Origin of the sequence: Streptomyces marispadix, assembly GCF_022524345.1 — a bacterium.
GTDB classification, from domain to species: domain Bacteria; phylum Actinomycetota; class Actinomycetes; order Streptomycetales; family Streptomycetaceae; genus Streptomyces; species Streptomyces marispadix.
In genome coordinates, this window is record NZ_JAKWJU010000002.1 from 2,878,033 (window position 1) to 2,892,828 (window position 14,796).

At 71.8% G+C, this 14,796-nt stretch carries 18 protein-coding genes; 14 read left to right on the forward strand and 4 right to left on the reverse strand.

The annotated features are described in order from the left end of the window. Nucleotides 1-22 precede the first annotated feature (22 nt). Both MMA15_RS11950 and MMA15_RS11955 read right to left on the reverse strand, forming a co-directional pair. The gene (locus MMA15_RS11950; RefSeq protein ID WP_241059212.1) at nt 23-1,060 is read right to left on the reverse strand and encodes a LacI family DNA-binding transcriptional regulator; all 1,038 of its coding nucleotides are present in this window, start codon (nt 1,058-1,060) and stop codon (nt 23-25) included. A 121-nt stretch (nt 1,061-1,181) separates the two neighbouring features. Beyond that, the gene (locus MMA15_RS11955) at nt 1,182-1,988 is read right to left on the reverse strand and encodes a winged helix-turn-helix transcriptional regulator (protein ID WP_241059214.1); all 807 of its coding nucleotides are present in this window, start codon (nt 1,986-1,988) and stop codon (nt 1,182-1,184) included. 263 nt (nt 1,989-2,251) lie between these two features. On the opposite strand from MMA15_RS11955, the gene MMA15_RS11960 reads away from it, so the two are divergent. The 11 genes from MMA15_RS11960 to ygfZ all read left to right on the forward strand — a co-directional run bounded on the left by MMA15_RS11960 (nt 2,252) and on the right by ygfZ (nt 10,538). Continuing rightward, on the forward strand, nt 2,252-3,331 hold the full coding sequence (locus MMA15_RS11960) for an alpha/beta fold hydrolase (RefSeq protein ID WP_241059216.1): 1,080 nt from the start codon (nt 2,252-2,254) through the stop codon (nt 3,329-3,331). An 80-nt stretch (nt 3,332-3,411) separates the two neighbouring features. Beyond that, a complete protein-coding gene (locus MMA15_RS11965; protein ID WP_241059218.1) occupies nt 3,412-3,678 on the forward strand; it encodes a MoaD/ThiS family protein in 267 nt (88 codons plus the stop codon). Continuing rightward, nucleotides 3,675-4,643: a hypothetical protein gene (locus tag MMA15_RS11970; protein WP_372498230.1), complete on the forward strand. Its 969-nt coding sequence runs from the start codon at nt 3,675-3,677 to the stop codon at nt 4,641-4,643. Before MMA15_RS11965 ends, MMA15_RS11970 begins: the two co-directional genes overlap by 4 nt. Before the next feature lie 163 nt (nt 4,644-4,806). Further along, nucleotides 4,807-5,517 carry an LmeA family phospholipid-binding protein gene (locus tag MMA15_RS11975; protein WP_241059220.1) on the forward strand — a complete coding sequence of 237 codons (711 nt, stop codon included), beginning with the start codon at nt 4,807-4,809 and terminating at the stop codon, nt 5,515-5,517. A 234-nt stretch (nt 5,518-5,751) separates the two neighbouring features. Further along, nucleotides 5,752-5,835 carry a putative leader peptide gene (locus MMA15_RS28470; protein WP_372498338.1) on the forward strand — a complete coding sequence of 28 codons (84 nt, stop codon included), beginning with the start codon at nt 5,752-5,754 and terminating at the stop codon, nt 5,833-5,835. A gap of 280 nt (nt 5,836-6,115) precedes the next feature. Continuing rightward, complete coding sequence (locus MMA15_RS11980) at nt 6,116-6,955, forward strand: sulfurtransferase (RefSeq protein WP_241059221.1); 840 nt, start codon at nt 6,116-6,118, stop codon at nt 6,953-6,955. 73 nt (nt 6,956-7,028) lie between these two features. Further along, on the forward strand, nt 7,029-7,316 hold the full coding sequence (locus MMA15_RS11985) for a DUF1416 domain-containing protein (RefSeq protein WP_070018969.1): 288 nt from the start codon (nt 7,029-7,031) through the stop codon (nt 7,314-7,316). 180 nt (nt 7,317-7,496) lie between these two features. Then, the gene (locus MMA15_RS11990) at nt 7,497-7,913 is read left to right on the forward strand and encodes a DsrE family protein (protein WP_241059222.1); all 417 of its coding nucleotides are present in this window, start codon (nt 7,497-7,499) and stop codon (nt 7,911-7,913) included. 412 nt (nt 7,914-8,325) lie between these two features. Next, complete coding sequence (locus MMA15_RS11995; RefSeq protein ID WP_241059224.1) at nt 8,326-8,943, forward strand: heme-binding beta-barrel domain-containing protein; 618 nt, start codon at nt 8,326-8,328, stop codon at nt 8,941-8,943. A 22-nt stretch (nt 8,944-8,965) separates the two neighbouring features. After that, entirely contained in the window at nt 8,966-9,505 is a 540-nt protein-coding gene (locus MMA15_RS12000) for a Fur family transcriptional regulator (protein WP_241059226.1), read from the forward strand. Nucleotides 9,506-9,560: 55 nt separating this feature from the next. Beyond that, on the forward strand, nt 9,561-10,538 hold the full coding sequence (gene ygfZ, locus MMA15_RS12005) for a CAF17-like 4Fe-4S cluster assembly/insertion protein YgfZ (RefSeq protein ID WP_241059228.1): 978 nt from the start codon (nt 9,561-9,563) through the stop codon (nt 10,536-10,538). A gap of 72 nt (nt 10,539-10,610) precedes the next feature. On the opposite strand, the gene dtd is transcribed toward ygfZ, so the two are convergent. Next, the gene (gene dtd / locus MMA15_RS12010) at nt 10,611-11,036 is read right to left on the reverse strand and encodes a D-aminoacyl-tRNA deacylase (RefSeq protein ID WP_241059237.1); all 426 of its coding nucleotides are present in this window, start codon (nt 11,034-11,036) and stop codon (nt 10,611-10,613) included. Between the two features lie 161 nt (nt 11,037-11,197). Here dtd and MMA15_RS12015 point away from each other — a divergent pair, with 161 nt between their 5' ends. From MMA15_RS12015 to MMA15_RS12025, 3 genes are all read left to right on the forward strand, one after another. Continuing rightward, a complete protein-coding gene (locus tag MMA15_RS12015; protein ID WP_241059239.1) occupies nt 11,198-11,791 on the forward strand; it encodes an RsiG family protein in 594 nt (197 codons plus the stop codon). A 111-nt stretch (nt 11,792-11,902) separates the two neighbouring features. Continuing rightward, nucleotides 11,903-12,868: an asparaginase gene (locus tag MMA15_RS12020; RefSeq protein WP_241059242.1), complete on the forward strand. Its 966-nt coding sequence runs from the start codon at nt 11,903-11,905 to the stop codon at nt 12,866-12,868. A gap of 106 nt (nt 12,869-12,974) precedes the next feature. Further along, nucleotides 12,975-14,225, forward strand: a complete 1,251-nt coding sequence (locus tag MMA15_RS12025) for a GNAT family N-acetyltransferase (protein ID WP_241059244.1) — start codon at nt 12,975-12,977, stop codon at nt 14,223-14,225. A 185-nt stretch (nt 14,226-14,410) separates the two neighbouring features. Here MMA15_RS12025 and MMA15_RS12030 read toward each other — a convergent pair whose 3' ends face one another. After that, nucleotides 14,411-14,587: a hypothetical protein gene (locus MMA15_RS12030; RefSeq protein WP_241059246.1), complete on the reverse strand. Its 177-nt coding sequence runs from the start codon at nt 14,585-14,587 to the stop codon at nt 14,411-14,413. Nucleotides 14,588-14,796: the final 209 nt, after the last annotated feature.

Here is a 14,796-nt window from a genome sequence, read left to right on the forward strand (position 1 = left end):
CAGCACCTCGTCAGCACTGCGGTCAGCGCTTGGGCGGTTCCCCGCATCCGCAGGAACGCCGTACGACCAGCCCCGCCGGGAACTGCCGTACCCGCTGGCGCCGCGACCCCGCGACCCGCAGCCCGTCGTCCAGCACCAGCTCGACCGCGGCCTTCGCCATGCCCTCGCGGTCCGAGCCGACGGTCGTCAGCGGCGGGTCCGTCAGCGCCGCCTCCTTCACGTCGTCGAACCCGGCGACGGCCAGATCCTGCGGTACGTCCAGTCCCAGCTCGCGGGCCGCACGCAGCACGCCGATGGCCTGGTCGTCGGTCGCGCAGAAGACGGCGGTGGGCCGGTCGGGGCGGCTCAGCAGTTCGAGCGCGAGACGGTAGGTGTCGTAGCGGTTGTACGGCGCCTGGAAGAGGCGGCCCTCCAGCGAGCGCCCGGCCTCCTCCATCGCGCGGGACCAGCCCTCGACATGGTCGGTGACCGGGTCGCCCGACTCGGGCGTCGAGTCGATGCCGCCGAGGCAGACGACGTACTCGTGGCCGTGCTCCAGCAGATGGCGGGTGGCGAGCTGGGCGCCGCCGACGTCGTCGAGCACGACCGCGACGTCGTCGATGGCCTCGGGACGCCGGTGCAGCAGCACCACGCGGGCGTCCCAGGCGTCTATCTCCACGGCCGCGTGCTCGCTGGGGCCCTGGCTGATGAGGATCAGGCCGGAGACGCGCATCCCGAGGAAGGCCCGCAGATAGTGCACCTCGCGCTCGTCGAGGTAGTCGCTGTTGCCGACGAGGACCATCTTTCCGCGCTCGGCGGCGGCTTGCTCGACCGCGTGTGCCAGCTCCGCGAAGAACGGCTGCCGTGCGTCGGGGACGATGAGCCCTATCAGGTCCGTACGGCGGGAGGCCATGGCCTGGGCGACCCTGTCGGGCCGGTACCCGAGTTCCTTGATGGCGGCGAGCACGCGCTCACGCGTGGCCGGTGCGACGGGCCTCGGCCCGTTGTTGATCACATAGCTGACGACCGCGGTCGACGTACCCGCAAGCCTTGCCACATCGTCCCGCGTCACCCTGGCCACGCGCGCAGTCTACGCGGGATGCGTCCGCCGTTTGAGGGGCCCGTCGGTTACGGGCGCAGCCGGCGCCGGCACCGTCCCGGGAGCGTTCCCGTGGCGGCTCCGGCCCGGCTGTGCGCGGCCGTCAGCCGCGGGTACCGCCCGTGCCTCCGGTGCCGCCCGCGGTGTCCCCCGCGGCCTCGCGCACCAGCCGCGTGGCGGCCTCGGTCACGGCGCGGGCCTCCGCCTTCGCCTTCTTCTCCTGCGGCGTCGAGCCGTCCTTCTCGGGCGAGACGAAGCGGTAGCCGACGTTGCGCACGGTCCCGATCAGCGACTCGTGCTCAGGTCCGAGCTTCGCGCGCAGCCGCCGTACATGTACGTCCACGGTGCGGGTGCCGCCGAAGTAGTCGTAGCCCCACACCTCCTGGAGGAGCTGGGCGCGGGTGAAGACGCGGCCGGGGTGCTGGGCCAGGTACTTCAGCAGCTCGAACTCCTTGAAGGTCAGGTCCAGGACCCGTCCCTTCAGCTTCGCGCTGTAGGTGGCCTCGTCGACGGAGAGGTCGCCGTTGCGGATCTCGGTCGGCTCGTCCTCCGTGCCGCCCTGCATACGGCCGGTGGCCAGGCGCAGCCGCGCCTCGACCTCGGCGGGACCGGCGCTCTCCAGCAGTACGTCGTCCACGCCCCACTCGGCGGTGACGGCGGCGAGACCGCCCTCCGTGACGATGAGGATCAGCGGGCAGCCCGGGCCCGTCTGGTGCAGGAGCTGGCACAGCGAACGCACCTGGGGCAGGTCGCGGCGGCCGTCGATCAGGATGGCGTCCGCGCCGGGGGTGTTGACGAGGGTGGGGCCCTCCGCGGGTGCCACACGCACGTTGTGCAGCAGCAGGCCGAGGGCGGGGAGTACTTCGGTGGAGGGCTGTAGGGCGTTCGTCAGCAGGAGTAGCGAACTCACGTCGGATCCTTCCTCGGTCCGTCGAGGGACTTCGGTACGGCTCGGCACTGCTTCGTACGTCGTGCGCGTGGCTCCCGGTGGGCGGGCGATGCCGGGGCGTCCGGCGCCCTGAAGGACACGGCCCTCCCGAAGCACCCGGCGCTCCCGGGTCGCCACAGCGCCCCGGAAGCACATGCTGCTCCGGAAGCACAGCGCTCCGGAAAGCACGAAAGGACCCGGGGGCGGCGCTGCCCGGATCCTTCACTCCGAGCAGAATAGCCGACATGGGTGACGATGCGGAGTGTGAGTTCGCTCGCTACGGCGAGGACGCACGCACCGCGGGCGGTGACGGCGGCCCGGCGACGGGCCGGAGGCGGGCGTCGCTGTGGACCTCCGACGGCGTGCGGATCGAGGCGGCGTACGACCCTTACGAGGGCGGCGGCCGGGGAAGGGGCGCTCGGTCCACGGTCCGGGCCCCCGGCGCGATCGTGCTCGCGCACGGCTTCAGCGGCTCGGTCGACCGTCCGGCGCTGCGACGGGCGGTGGGGGTGTTCACGCAGTACGGAGCCGTGATCACCTTCTCCTTCCGCGGGCACGGCCGCTCCGGCGGCCACTCGACCGTCGGCGACCTCGAAGTCCTGGATCTCGCGGCGGCCGTGAGATGGGCGCGCTCCCTCGGGCACGCGCGAGTGGCGACCGTCGGCTTCTCCATGGGCGGCTCGGTGGTCGTCCGGCACGGCGCGCTCCGCCGCCCGCACGGGACGTCCGGGACGGCCGGGATGCATGAGGGGCGCACAGGCGCACAAGCCCGCACGGGGCGTCCCGGAGGCGCCGCTTCCGGCAACGGCGCTTCCGGCAACGGCGCTTCCGGAAGCGGCAGTTCCGGGCCCGAGTCCGACGCGGGTGGCGATTCCGGACCCGGCGCCGAGGGCGGCGGGCCCTCCGGCGAGCACTCCGACGCCGTGGTGGCCGTCAGCGCGCCCGCCCGCTGGTACTACCGCGGTACGGCTCCGATGCGGCGCCTCCACTGGGTGATCCAGCGTCCCGTGGGCCGCCTCGTCTCCCGCTACGGTCTGCGCACCCGCATCCACCCCCGCGACTGGGACCCCGTACCGCTCTCGCCCGTGGGCGCCGCACCGCTGCTGGCGCCGACGCCGCTGCTCGTCGTCCACGGCGACCAGGACCCGTACTTCCCCGAGGACCATCCACGCTCGCTCGCGGCGGCGGGCGATCCGGAGCACACCGAGCTGTGGCTCGTGGAGGGCTTCGGCCATGCGGAGAACGCCGCCGACGCCGCACTGCTGCACCGGATCGGAGGCTGGGTCCGCGCTCGGTGGTCCGGCCCCGGCCGGCGCCCGGCATGATGGGTCCGCAACACACCGCGACCCGCACGCGATCCGTACGTACGGCGCGGAACGGACAGGCTGAGAGGGCAGGACCCGAGATGGCGAGTGGCACGATCCGTTACTGGGCGGCGGCCAAGGCCGCGGCCGGTACGGCCGAGGAGCAGTACGAGGCGAAAACGCTCGCCGACGCCCTGGACCGCGCCCGCGAACGGCACGTCGAACGCCCGGAATTCGCACGTGTGCTGCTGCGCTGCTCGTTCCTCGTGGACGGCGAGCCCGTCGGCAAGCGCGCACACGACTCGGTGGAGCTGAGCGACGGCGGCACGGTCGAGGTGCTTCCGCCCTTCGCGGGAGGCTGCGCATGAGCGAGCACGCCCACTCCCGCACGGGCGGCGGTGCACAGCCGCACCCGCCGCACGCCCGGCCTCAGCAGGAGCCGGCACCGCGCACCCAGCCGCGCGTACGGTCCCAGCCGCTCCCCGAGCAGACCGCCGCGACGGCCTCCGCCTCGGCAGGCGCGACCCCGGGCACGGCCGCAGGCGCGAACGGCCCGCTGCCCCGCGCCAAGGGCTCCCCGATCATCGCCCCCGGTCTCCTCCCCGCGGCCGTCACCACGGCCCTCGCCGTACTGATCGCCGGAGCCGCGCAGCTCGGCGGCCCCGCGCTCGCCGTCGCCGTCGCGCTGCTCCAGGCCGTCACGGCCGCGGGCTGGTTCCGGCTCAACGGGATGTGGCCCGCACGGCAGGGCATCGCCCTGGCGTTCCTCGCGGGCGTGGTGACCGACCTCTCGCTGCTGCTGGCCGACGAGGGCCACGCACCGGCCGTGATCATCGGCACGCTCGGCGCCTGGTGCGTGCTGACGGTGTCGCTCCATCTGCGTAACCGGTCCGGGCCCGACGAGCGGATGTACGCGTTGACCGCCGCGTTCACGGCGACCGGTCTCGCGGTCGTGGCCGCCGGGTTCCTCGCGTCGCTCGACGCCGCGTCCGCCGACGCCGTGAGCGTGGGCGCCGCCGCCGTGGCCGTGGCCTCGCTCGCCCGCGCTCTGCCGCTCCCGCCGTATGTCGCGCCCGTGGCCGCACTGGCCGCCGCAGCGGGAGCCGGTGCCGCGGCCGGTCAGCTCATGGTGCTCGGCGGCGACGGTGCGGCCACCGCGCCCGCCCTCGCCGGCGCGGTGCTGGGCCTGGTGACCGGCGGCTGTGCGCTGCTCGGGCTGCGGGTGGCGAGCTACGACTACCCCTCGCGCTTCGTCCATATGACGGCGGGTGTGGCGCTGCCGCTGGCGCTGGCGGCGCCCGTCGTCTATCTGTTCGGCAGGGCCTTCGTATGAGGAGGGCCGGGTTAGGCTCGCTGAGGTCGCGAAGGCCGGCCGTTCTGCCAGGGGCCGCACAGCGCGAGGCCCGCACGGCCCGGGCGGTACGACGGCCGCCCGCGGAGCAAGGTCCGGCCCGCTGAGCACGGTTCGCCGCCCGTATGCATGGGAGAGGTAGCAGATGCGCGCACTACGCAGGGGGCTCGTCGTCCTCTTCGTCCTCGCGGTGCTGTTCGTGGCCGCCGACCGGCTCGCGGTCAAGCTGGCCGAGGACCGGGCCACGGAGGAGATCAAGAGCGCGCAGGGTGTCGCATCCGCCGGGAAGACCTCCGTCGACATCAAGGGCTTCCCGTTCCTGACCCAGATCGCCGGCAAGGAACTGGACGAGATCGACGTCGGGATGAGCGGCATGAAGGCCGAGGCCCAGGGCGGGCAGCTCAAGGTCGGCCGCATCGACGCACATCTGCGGGACGTACGCCTTGGCGACGACTACAGCACGGCCGTCGCCGACCGCGCCGACGGCACCGCTCTCGTCTCGTACGAGGAACTGACGAAGGCCGCACTCGAAGGCGTGGACGTCGGGTGGGGCGGCAGGAGCGACAGCGGTCGCGGCCGGGTCAAGGTCAGCGCGGGCGTCACGGTTCTCGGGCAGACCTTCCAGCGCAGCGTGTTCAGCACGGTCAGCGTCTCCGGCGGCGACACGGTGCGGCTGCGGGCGGACAGGGTGCCCGGCGCAGGCATCCCGGGGCTGGAGGACGCGATCCGCGGCAGGATCGACTTCGCCCGCAAGATAGCGGGACTGCCGGAAGGGCTCGAACTGGAGAAGGTCGAGCCCACGGCGCGGGGCATCGAGCTGTCGGTGCGCGGCAAGGACGTCAAGCTCGGCAAGTGACCCCGGCCCGGAGTGTGGGCGGGACCGGATCATCGCCGGAGCCCGAACCGCCGCCGCCGTCCCACTGAACGAGACGATGGCGTCCGCAGGGGAGGCCGTCCTCGCCCCGCCGGGCACCGGCGACGGCCCGCCGGGCACGGGGAAGAGGACTCGAATCCCACATCACGGGCGAACACGTCTCACGATGTGGATTTGCGGTGACACGGGCGGTCCACCGTCCCTACGATCGTGCCCATGAAGCGACAGGCGGACCTCACGAAGCGACGTGCAGTCGACCTCTGCCGCGTCGCCGCGATGCTCTGTCGCGTCCCCTCCTGACGGCCGCCGTACGGCCGGGCCACGTCCACGGCCCGTGAAGGCAGGCCGAGCGCACGCAGCGCCGCGTCGCCCGCCGCCGTCCCGCCGCCGAAGGCTCCCGCCGTCCCGTGCCGCCGCCTGCGGTGCGCACGGGTGCAGGGCCGCCGGTCCCGCCCCGCCAGATCCCTTTCCGCCTCACGTACATGCGCGTCCGGACACACGCTCCGGCTTCCGTGCCGTGTGCCCGCCCCGTACCGCTACGCCCCGCTTCATCCCGCAACCCGCCTCCGGAGGAGAGAACATGAGCCGCAGTGACGTCCTCGTAGACGCCGACTGGGTCCAGGAGCACATCGACGACCCCAAGACGGTCATCGTCGAGGTCGACGAGGACACCTCGGCCTACGACAAGAACCACATCAAGAACGCCGTGCGCATCGACTGGAAGCAGGATCTCCAGGACCCTGTCCGCCGCGACTTCGTCGACCAGGAGGGCTTCGAGAAGCTGCTCTCCGAGAGGGGCATCGCCAACGACGACACCGTGGTGCTCTACGGCGGCAACAACAACTGGTTCGCCGCCTACGCCTACTGGTACTTCAAGCTCTACGGCCACCAGGACGTGAAGCTCCTCGACGGCGGCCGCAAGAAGTGGGAGCTGGACTCCCGCGATCTCGTGGCCGAGGTGCCCAGCCGCCCCAAGACGGACTACAAGGCCAAGCCTCAGGACACCTCGATCCGCGCCTTCCGCGACGAGGTCGTCGACGCGATCGGCGCCAAGAACCTGGTCGACGTCCGCTCCCCCGACGAGTTCAGCGGCAAGCTGCTCGCCCCGGCCCATCTGCCGCAGGAGCAGTCGCAGCGTCCCGGCCACGTGCCGAGCGCCCGCAACATCCCGTGGTCGAAGTCGGCCAACGACGACGGCACCTTCAAGTCCGACGAGGAGCTGAAGGAGCTCTACGAGGGCGAGGGCGTCGACCTCGGCAAGGACACCATCGCCTACTGCCGTATCGGCGAGCGTTCCGCGCACACCTGGTTCGTGCTCCACGAGCTGCTGGGCCAGGAGAACGTCAAGAACTACGACGGCTCCTGGACCGAGTACGGCTCGCTGGTCGGCGTGCCCGTCGCCGTCGGCGCCGAGAGCTGAACGCGGACCCCCGGTCCTGCGATCCACCCGGCCGCGGCCGGACCCAGACCTGATCAGAACGGAAGGGAAGTCCATGTGCGGAGCGAAGGCAGGCGGTCCCGACGCCTCCACCATCAAGCCCGGTGAGACGACGATCCAGGGCAGCGTGACCCGCGACGGCGAGCCCGTCACCGGTTATGTGCGGCTGCTGGACGCCGGGGGCGAGTTCACGGCGGAGGTCCCCACGTCCGCCACCGGCCAGTTCCGCTTCTACGCGGCCGAGGGCACCTGGACGGTACGCGCGCTGGTACCGGGCGGCACCGCCGACCGCACGGTCGTCGCGCAGGACGGCGGTCTGGCGGAGGTCGCCATCGCCGTCTGAGGCGCATGAGCGGGCGGTGAGCGCGGTGCGAGCAGTACGAGCCGTGTGAACCGTACGAGCGGTACGGACCGTACGAAGGGCCGTGCCCGGGTGCCGTCGCACTCGGTGCACGGCCCTTCGGCGTTCCCGCCGCTCCCGGGGGCGCGCGGCTGACTCCCGGACGCGGCATAGGCTTGCCGTATGGCAGCAGAACCAGCGGCGACAGCAGGCAAGAAGCTCGTGATCAAGGTGACGGCGGGCACGGACGCTCCGGAGCGCTGCTCGCAGGCGTTCACCGTCGCGGCCGTGGCGGCGGCCAGCGGCGTGGAGGTGTCGCTGTGGCTCACGGGCGAATCGGCGTGGTTCGCGCTGCCGGGCCGTGCCGCCGAGTTCGAACTGCCGCACGCGGCGCCGCTGCCGGAGCTGATCGCGGGGGTGCTGGCCGGGGGCGCCCCCGGGCCGCAAGGCCAAGGGGGAGGGCGGATCACGTTGTGCACGCAGTGCGCGGCCCGTCGCGGCATCGAGGAGAAGGACGTGCTGGAGGGTGTCCGCATCGCGGGCGCCCAGGTCTTCGTCAGCGAGATCATGGGCGAGGGCGTACAGGCGCTCGTCTACTGAGCCGCACCCACCGGTACCGAGCCGCAACGGGCCACGCCCGCCGTGCACCGCCCCCACAGGCCGTGTACGAGGCCCTCGGCGACGGCCACTAGACTCGGTCCGCGTAAGGCAACCGCACCGGCATCCCGCCGCCGTGCGGTCCGTACGCCGAGAACCACCGCGAACAGCGAACGATCCGAGGAGCACATCCCGTGCTTGAAGCATTCTTCACCGCGCTGATGGTCCTGGTCTGCGTAGGCACCGCGGCCTTCGCCGGTCTCACGTTCAAGAAGCTCTACCAGGGCCAGCGCTGAGCGGCCGCGGGAGCGTCCGGCACCGCCGTCGCGCATGACGGAGCCGGGGTCATGCCCGTGACGCAATGCCGCGGCGCCGTCCGAAACTTCCACCGTCCCCACCGACCGTCTGAGTTGCCATGATCGAGATCCCGTCCGACCTGCACCCGGACCTCGTCCCCCTCGCCTTCCTGCTGGGCAACTGGCAGGGCGCGGGCGTCGCCGCCCTCGACTGGGGGCACCTCCCAGCGGGCGCTGGGGGAGAGGACGGCCCCGGCACCGACAAGTGCAACTTCGGGCAGGAGGTCGCCTTCAGCCACGACGGCCGCGACTTCCTGGAGTACGTCTCGCACAGCTGGCAGCTCGACGAGGCGGGCGAGAAGGTGCGCCCCCTGGAGACCGAGAGCGGCTACTGGCGCATCGACTCCGAGCGCAAGGTCGAGGTCGTCATGATCCGCGACGGCGGCGTGGCAGAGGTCTGGTACGGCGAACTGGCCGACCAGAAGCCGCAGATCGACCTCGTCACCGACGCCGTGGCCCGCACCGCCTCCGCACCCGAGTACAGCGGGGGCAAGCGGCTCTACGGCTACGTCAACGGCGATCTGATGTGGGTCGGCGAGCGCTCGGCCCCGGGTTCGCCGCTCCAGCCGTATATGTCGGCACAGCTCAAGAAGGCCGTGGATCTGAGGGAGATCGCCAAGGATCTCAGCGAGAAGGAAGGCGATCTCCCGGACGACGGCATCGCCTTCTTCAAGTGAGCCACGGTCCTACACTGTCGATGTGGTGACCACCGACTGGCAGAGCGATCTGAGGGCGCGCGGATACCGGCTCACTCCGCAGCGCCAGCTCGTGCTGGAGGCGGTCGACAAGCTCGAACACTCCACGCCCGACGACATCCTCGCCGAGGTGCGCCGCACCGCGGGCGGCGTCAACATCTCCACCGTCTACCGGACCCTGGAGCTGCTGGAGGAGCTGGGCCTCGTCTCGCACGCGCACCTGGGCCACGGCGCCCCCACGTACCACCTCGCCGACCGGCACCACCACATGCATCTGGTCTGCCGGGACTGTACGGAGGTGATCGAGGCGGATCTGTCGGTGGCCGAGCCGTTCGCCGAGCGCCTGCTGGCGCAGTTCGGCTTCGACACCGACATGAAGCACTTCGCCATCTTCGGCCGCTGCGCCGGGTGCGCCGCGCAGTCCGGTCAGCCGACGCGCTCCGGTCGGTCCGCCCGCCCCGGACAGTCCGGCCCGTCCGCGCAGACCGGCCCGTCCGGGCAGACCGGGGAGCGCGCTTCGAAGGGCGGCCGGGGCCCGTCGTAGTCTGGTCGTATGTCCTTCAACAGCCCGGTCCGTCCGCTTCTCGTGCCGCTCGGTGATGCCGCATGAACTCCCCCTTCTCTCGCTGCCGGGTGCCGTGGCCGCCGAGGGCCAGGACGAAGGCGTCGCCGCCCACTACGGCGATCTGTTCCGTGAGCAGCGGTCGCTGGCCGAAGGCGAAGGCTTCGTCGACCTGTCCCACCGCGGAGTCGTCACCGTCTCCGGCGACGACCGGCTCTCGTGGCTGCATCTGCTGCTGACCCAGCACGTCAGCGAACTCCCGCCGGGGCACGCCACGGAGGCCCTGATCCTCTCGGCGAACGGGCACATCGAGCACGCCCTCTACCTCGTGGACGACGGTGAGACGGTGTGGATGCACACCGAGCCCGGCACGCAGGGCGCGCTCATCCGGTACCTGGAGAGCATGCGGTTCTTCTACCGCGTCGAAATCGCCGACCGCACCGAGGAGTTCGCGGTCGTACACCTGCCCGCGGGCTCCATCGCCGAGGCTCCCGCGGGGACCGTCGTAAGGGAGACCGCGCACGGACGTGACCTCTTCCTGCCCCGTACGGGTCTGAAGTCCTTCGCGGAGTCGGGCCCGCCGGCGATCGGGCTGCTGGCCTACGAGGCGCTGCGGGTGGAGGGCCACCGGCCGCGGCTGGGCATGGAGACCGATCACCGCACGATTCCGCACGAGTTGGGGTGGCTGGGCAGCGCCGTGCACCTCGACAAGGGGTGCTACCGGGGGCAGGAGACCGTCGCCCGCGTGCACAACCTCGGCAAGCCGCCGCGGCGTCTGGTCTTCCTCCACCTCGACGGCAGCGAAGTGCGCCTGCCCGTACACGGCGACGCCGTACGGCTCGCCGCGGACGGCCCGGAGGGACGCAAGCTGGGCTTCGTCACGACGTCCGCCAGGCACCACGAACTCGGGCCGATCGCAATGGCGTTGGTGAAGCGGAACGTGCCGGTGGACGCGGCGCTGACGGTCGGCGAGGACGAGACCGCGGCGGCGCAGGAGGTCGTCGTCGCGCCCTGACGGGGCCGCCCGGCCAGGTTGCACTGACGGGCCGCCCGGCCGGTGCGAGAACCCGCGCCGGTCCCGTTCCGTTCAGACCTCCAGCAGGACCGTGAACGGGCCGTCGTTCGTCAGCGACACCTTCATCGAGGCACCGAAGCGTCCGGTCGCCACTTCGGCGCCCGACTCCCGCAGTCTCGCCACGACTTCGTCGACCAGGGGCTCCGCCACGGGCCCGGGCGCCGCGGCGTTCCAGGTGGGACGGCGGCCCTTGCGCGCGTCGCCGTACAGGGTGAACTGACTGATCACGAGGAGCGGGGCCCCGATGTCGGAGCAGGACTTCTCGCCCTCCAGGATGCGCAACGACCAGAGTTTGCGGGCGAGTTGGGCGGCCTTCGCCGGTGTGTCGTCGTGTGTGACGCCCACCAGGGCGCACAGTCCCTCGCCGGTGATCTCGCCTACGGTCTCTCCGGCCACGACGACGCTCGCGCCGCTCACCCTCTGCACAACAGCTCGCATGGCGGCCATCATGCCGTGCCCGGTCGGCGATCTGTTCCCATGGGCCGGATGGGTGCGACATCGCTGCGCAGCGGCGCCCGGCAGTGGCACGATGCGTACACGCGGTACGTACCGCTGCTCTCACCGCTAATGCGGCAATAAGGATGAAGGGGACACCGTCCATGAGCGCAACCGGCGCCGCCCGTACACCCGGTGATCTGCCGGCCGCCCGTACCGGCCCGGCCGGACCGGCGACCGCCGGGGCCACTGCCGGCACCACCGCCTCCGCCGAAGACGACGTCCCCGATCTGCACGGCCTGCTGCTGCCCGAACTGCGCACCGTGCTGCGCGACGCCAAGCGGGAGGAGGGAGAACTCAGCTACGTACGGCGGCTGTTGCAGGGCCGCATCGACATCCTCCGCGCCGAGCTCGCCAGGCGCAGCGCCCCCGGCTCCCCGCTGCTCGAACTGCTGCCGCAGATCCTCGCCGACGGCCCGTCCAGTCACCGCAGTTCCGTACGCCACGTCACGCTGAGCACACCGCAGAGCGACGAATACCGCTGTCTCGCCGAAGAGATGCTCGCGCAGGTCGAGTTGAGCGATCTCACAGCGCGCACGGACGAGGAGCTGCACGACGCGATGGCCCGCCTCGTCGGCTACGAGCAGCACGTCTCACAGCGGCGGCAGGTGACGCAGCGCACGGCGGACGGGTGCAGCAGGGAGATCGCACGCAGGTACCGTGAAGGCGAAGCGCAAGTGGACGACCTGCTCCCCTGACCACGGCCCCGGCCTCCGCGACTCCCCATACCCCGAGGTCCGGCCTCGTACGAGCGGGAGGCGCCCCCGGGCACCGCCTCGGGGGCGGTCGGCGAAGTGAGAGGCCCGCCCATGCCGTCGTACGGGACGCCCCCGGTACTGGCCGAAGTCGTACGTTCCGGATTCATCGAGGGACACCATCGTGGCTCGCTCGTGGTGCTCGCCTCGGACGGCAGCGTGGAGCTGTCGATGGGCGATCCCGGCGCCCCCTTCTTCCCCCGCTCGTCCAACAAGCCCGTGCAGGCCGCCGCGATGCTGCGTGCGGGAGCCGAACTGAGCGGCCCCCGGCTGGCACTCGCCGCCGCCAGCCACTCCGGAGAACCGTTCCATCTGGACCTCGTACGGAAGATGCTCGCCGAGCACGGCCTGAGCGAGGACCTGCTGAGGTGCCCGCCCGAACTGCCCGTCGACCAGGCCGAGTCGGTACGGGCGATAGCCGCGTCGGGCTCCGAGGAAGCGGCGCGCAGCCGCGTCGCGATGAACTGCTCGGGCAAGCACGCGGCGATGCTCGCCACCTGCGCGGCGAACGGCTGGCCGCTGGAGAGCTACCTCGACGAGTCGCATCCGCTTCAGCGACTGATCGCCAGGACCCTCGAATCGCTCTCCGGGGACAGCGTCTCCCATGTCGGCGTCGACGGCTGCGGAGCACCGCTGATGGCGATCACCCCGACCGGGCTTGCCCGTGCCTTCCGGGCTGTCGCGGTGGCTCCGGCGGACAGCCCCGAGGGCCGGGTCGCCGAGGCGATGAGGGCGCACCCCGAGTACGTGGCGGGCACTCGGCGCATCGACACATGGCTGATGAGCGAGGTGCCCGGTGCCATCGCGAAGGTCGGTGCGGAGTCCGTGCAGGCGGTGGCGCTGCCCGACGGCCGCGCCCTCGCGTTCAAGATCCACGATGGCGGCAACCGCGCGGTGGGCCCGGTGCTGGCCCGTGCGCTGGAGTTGCTCGGCGTCGACTCCCCGGTGCTGGAACGGATCGCGGACTCGCCGCTGATGGGCGGGGGACGGCGGGTCGGCGAGGTGCGCGCGGCGTTCTGAGCGGACGCCGAGCGGCCTGAGGGCACCGAAGGTGGCCCGGGGCCAGGCGGCCCGAGGGGCCCTTAATCCAGATGCGGCGCCCTGGCGCCCCGCCTACCGTGACCGCATGCCTCCCGAGATCCGCACGCTCACTTCCGGAGACGAACTGCCGGAGTGGCTCCGCGCCGTGGCCGTCGGCTTCCTGCAAGGCGCCACGATCTCCGAGGAGGAAGTCGCCGTACGCACACCGGACATCGAACCGGCCCGTACGCAGGGCGCGTTCGACCGGGGCCGGTGCGTCGGCACCTTCCGTACCTTCTCCCAGGAGATCACCGTCCCCGGCGGCGCGGCTCTGCCCTCGTGCGCGGTCACCAACGTCACCGTCTCCCCGACCCACCGGCGGCGCGGCCTGCTGACCCGGATGATGGGCGCCGCTCTCGACGCCGCGAAGGAGCGGGGTGACGCCTTCGCGTCGCTGGTCTCCGCGGAGTACCCGATCTACGGGAGGTTCGGCTTCGGCCCGGCGGCCTGGACCGCGATGTGGGAGGTGGACGTGGCCCGCTCGGGGCTCGACCCCCGTCACTCCGGTCCTGCCGACGGAGGGCACGTGGACCTCGCCGAGCCGGAGGAGATCCGCCGCATCGGTCCTGCCCTGCACGAGCGCTACCGCGCGCAGGCCCACCGTCAGGGCGTCGTCGACCGTCCCGACCGCTGGTGGCTTATCCACACGGGTCAACGCCGTTTCCCCGGCGACAAGTTCACGCCTTGCTTCCACGCCGTACACCGTGACGCCGACGGCGAACCGCAGGGCTTCGTCTCCTGGACCGTGGACGAGCGCTGGGAGGCGAAGCTCCCGCAGAACCGTGCCGACGTGCGGTGCCTCACCGCGCTCACGCCCGCCGCCGAGCGGTCGCTGTGGCTGTTCGTGCTCTCGATCGACTGGATCGTCCGCGTACGTTCGGGGCCGCGTGCCCCCGACGACGTACTGCCGCTGCTGCTGCCCGATCCGCGTGCGGCGGCGCTCGGCACGCTCGCCGACTTCCTGTGGCTGCGGCCGCTGGACGTGCCGCGGATGCTGGAGGGCCGCCGCTATCCCGTGGAGGGCGCGCTCGTACTCGAACTGCACGACGAGGCGGGCCTGGCAGGCGGCCGTTACCGCCTGGAGGCGGGCCCGGACGGCGCCGTATGCAAGAGCACCGGCGAGAGCCCCGAACTGGCCCTCGACATCGCCGAGTTGGGCACGCTCTATCTCGGGGACGAGTCCGCCGTACGGCTTGCGGCGCTGGGCCGCGCCGAGGAACTGCGGGCGGGCGCAGCCGAGTCGGCCGACACCCTCTTCCGCACCCCGCGCCGGGCGTGGTGCCCCGACGTCTTCTGAACGAGGGCAGCACACCCGGCGGGGCGACGCGGCGCACGGCATAGGCGTGGGATGGGAACCGCGCGCCGCGGGTTCAGCGGGCCGGCCCATCGGTGGGGCCGGCGGGTCGAGGCCCCAACGGGCAGTGGGCAACGGGCAATCGGACAAACCGGCCGGTGGAAGCGATGGGCCGACGGATCAACGGCTCAGACGATCAGCATGGTCAGCACCACCGCGCCGATGCAGCTGCACGTGACGTTCTTCGCCTTGACACCGACGCTCAGCAGCACGAAACCGATGGCCCCCAGGGCACCGAACTGCCACTCCACAAGTCGCTCGAAGCCGATCACGGCGGCTGCGAGAGCGAGAGCGAACACAGGCATGGCATCCCCCTTCGTCGAGCACGGGCCCGTACGTCGTCGGACAGGCGGTAACGGAACCGGAGCGCTCTTCGTCGGCGGTCAGCCACACCTACTTGGCGACACTCTGTCGAACTTGTCCACCATCTCCATGAAGTTGTCCGCCAACTTATTCGAAGTCTTCCCACTTGGCGGGAGATTGAAAACAGTTGACCGACAACTCCCCGTGCTTG

Coding starts and splice junctions, on each gene's coding strand:
- MMA15_RS11970 (WP_372498230.1), top strand. CDS start 3,675: ATGAGCGAGCACGCCCACTCCCGCACGGGCGGCGGTGCACAGCCGCAC.
- MMA15_RS11975 (WP_241059220.1), top strand. CDS start 4,807: ATGCGCGCACTACGCAGGGGGCTCGTCGTCCTCTTCGTCCTCGCGGTG.
- MMA15_RS12030 (WP_241059246.1), bottom strand. CDS start 14,587: ATGCCTGTGTTCGCTCTCGCTCTCGCAGCCGCCGTGATCGGCTTCGAG.
- MMA15_RS11960 (WP_241059216.1), top strand. CDS start 2,252: ATGGGTGACGATGCGGAGTGTGAGTTCGCTCGCTACGGCGAGGACGCA.
- MMA15_RS11985 (WP_070018969.1), top strand. CDS start 7,029: ATGTGCGGAGCGAAGGCAGGCGGTCCCGACGCCTCCACCATCAAGCCC.
- MMA15_RS12015 (WP_241059239.1), top strand. CDS start 11,198: ATGAGCGCAACCGGCGCCGCCCGTACACCCGGTGATCTGCCGGCCGCC.
- MMA15_RS11995 (WP_241059224.1), top strand. CDS start 8,326: ATGATCGAGATCCCGTCCGACCTGCACCCGGACCTCGTCCCCCTCGCC.
- MMA15_RS28470 (WP_372498338.1), top strand. CDS start 5,752: ATGAAGCGACAGGCGGACCTCACGAAGCGACGTGCAGTCGACCTCTGC.
- MMA15_RS12025 (WP_241059244.1), top strand. CDS start 12,975: ATGCCTCCCGAGATCCGCACGCTCACTTCCGGAGACGAACTGCCGGAG.
- ygfZ (WP_241059228.1), top strand. CDS start 9,561: ATGCCGCATGAACTCCCCCTTCTCTCGCTGCCGGGTGCCGTGGCCGCC.
- MMA15_RS12020 (WP_241059242.1), top strand. CDS start 11,903: ATGCCGTCGTACGGGACGCCCCCGGTACTGGCCGAAGTCGTACGTTCC.
- MMA15_RS11990 (WP_241059222.1), top strand. CDS start 7,497: ATGGCAGCAGAACCAGCGGCGACAGCAGGCAAGAAGCTCGTGATCAAG.
- dtd (WP_241059237.1), bottom strand. CDS start 11,036: ATGCGAGCTGTTGTGCAGAGGGTGAGCGGCGCGAGCGTCGTCGTGGCC.
- MMA15_RS11965 (WP_241059218.1), top strand. CDS start 3,412: ATGGCGAGTGGCACGATCCGTTACTGGGCGGCGGCCAAGGCCGCGGCC.
- MMA15_RS11980 (WP_241059221.1), top strand. CDS start 6,116: ATGAGCCGCAGTGACGTCCTCGTAGACGCCGACTGGGTCCAGGAGCAC.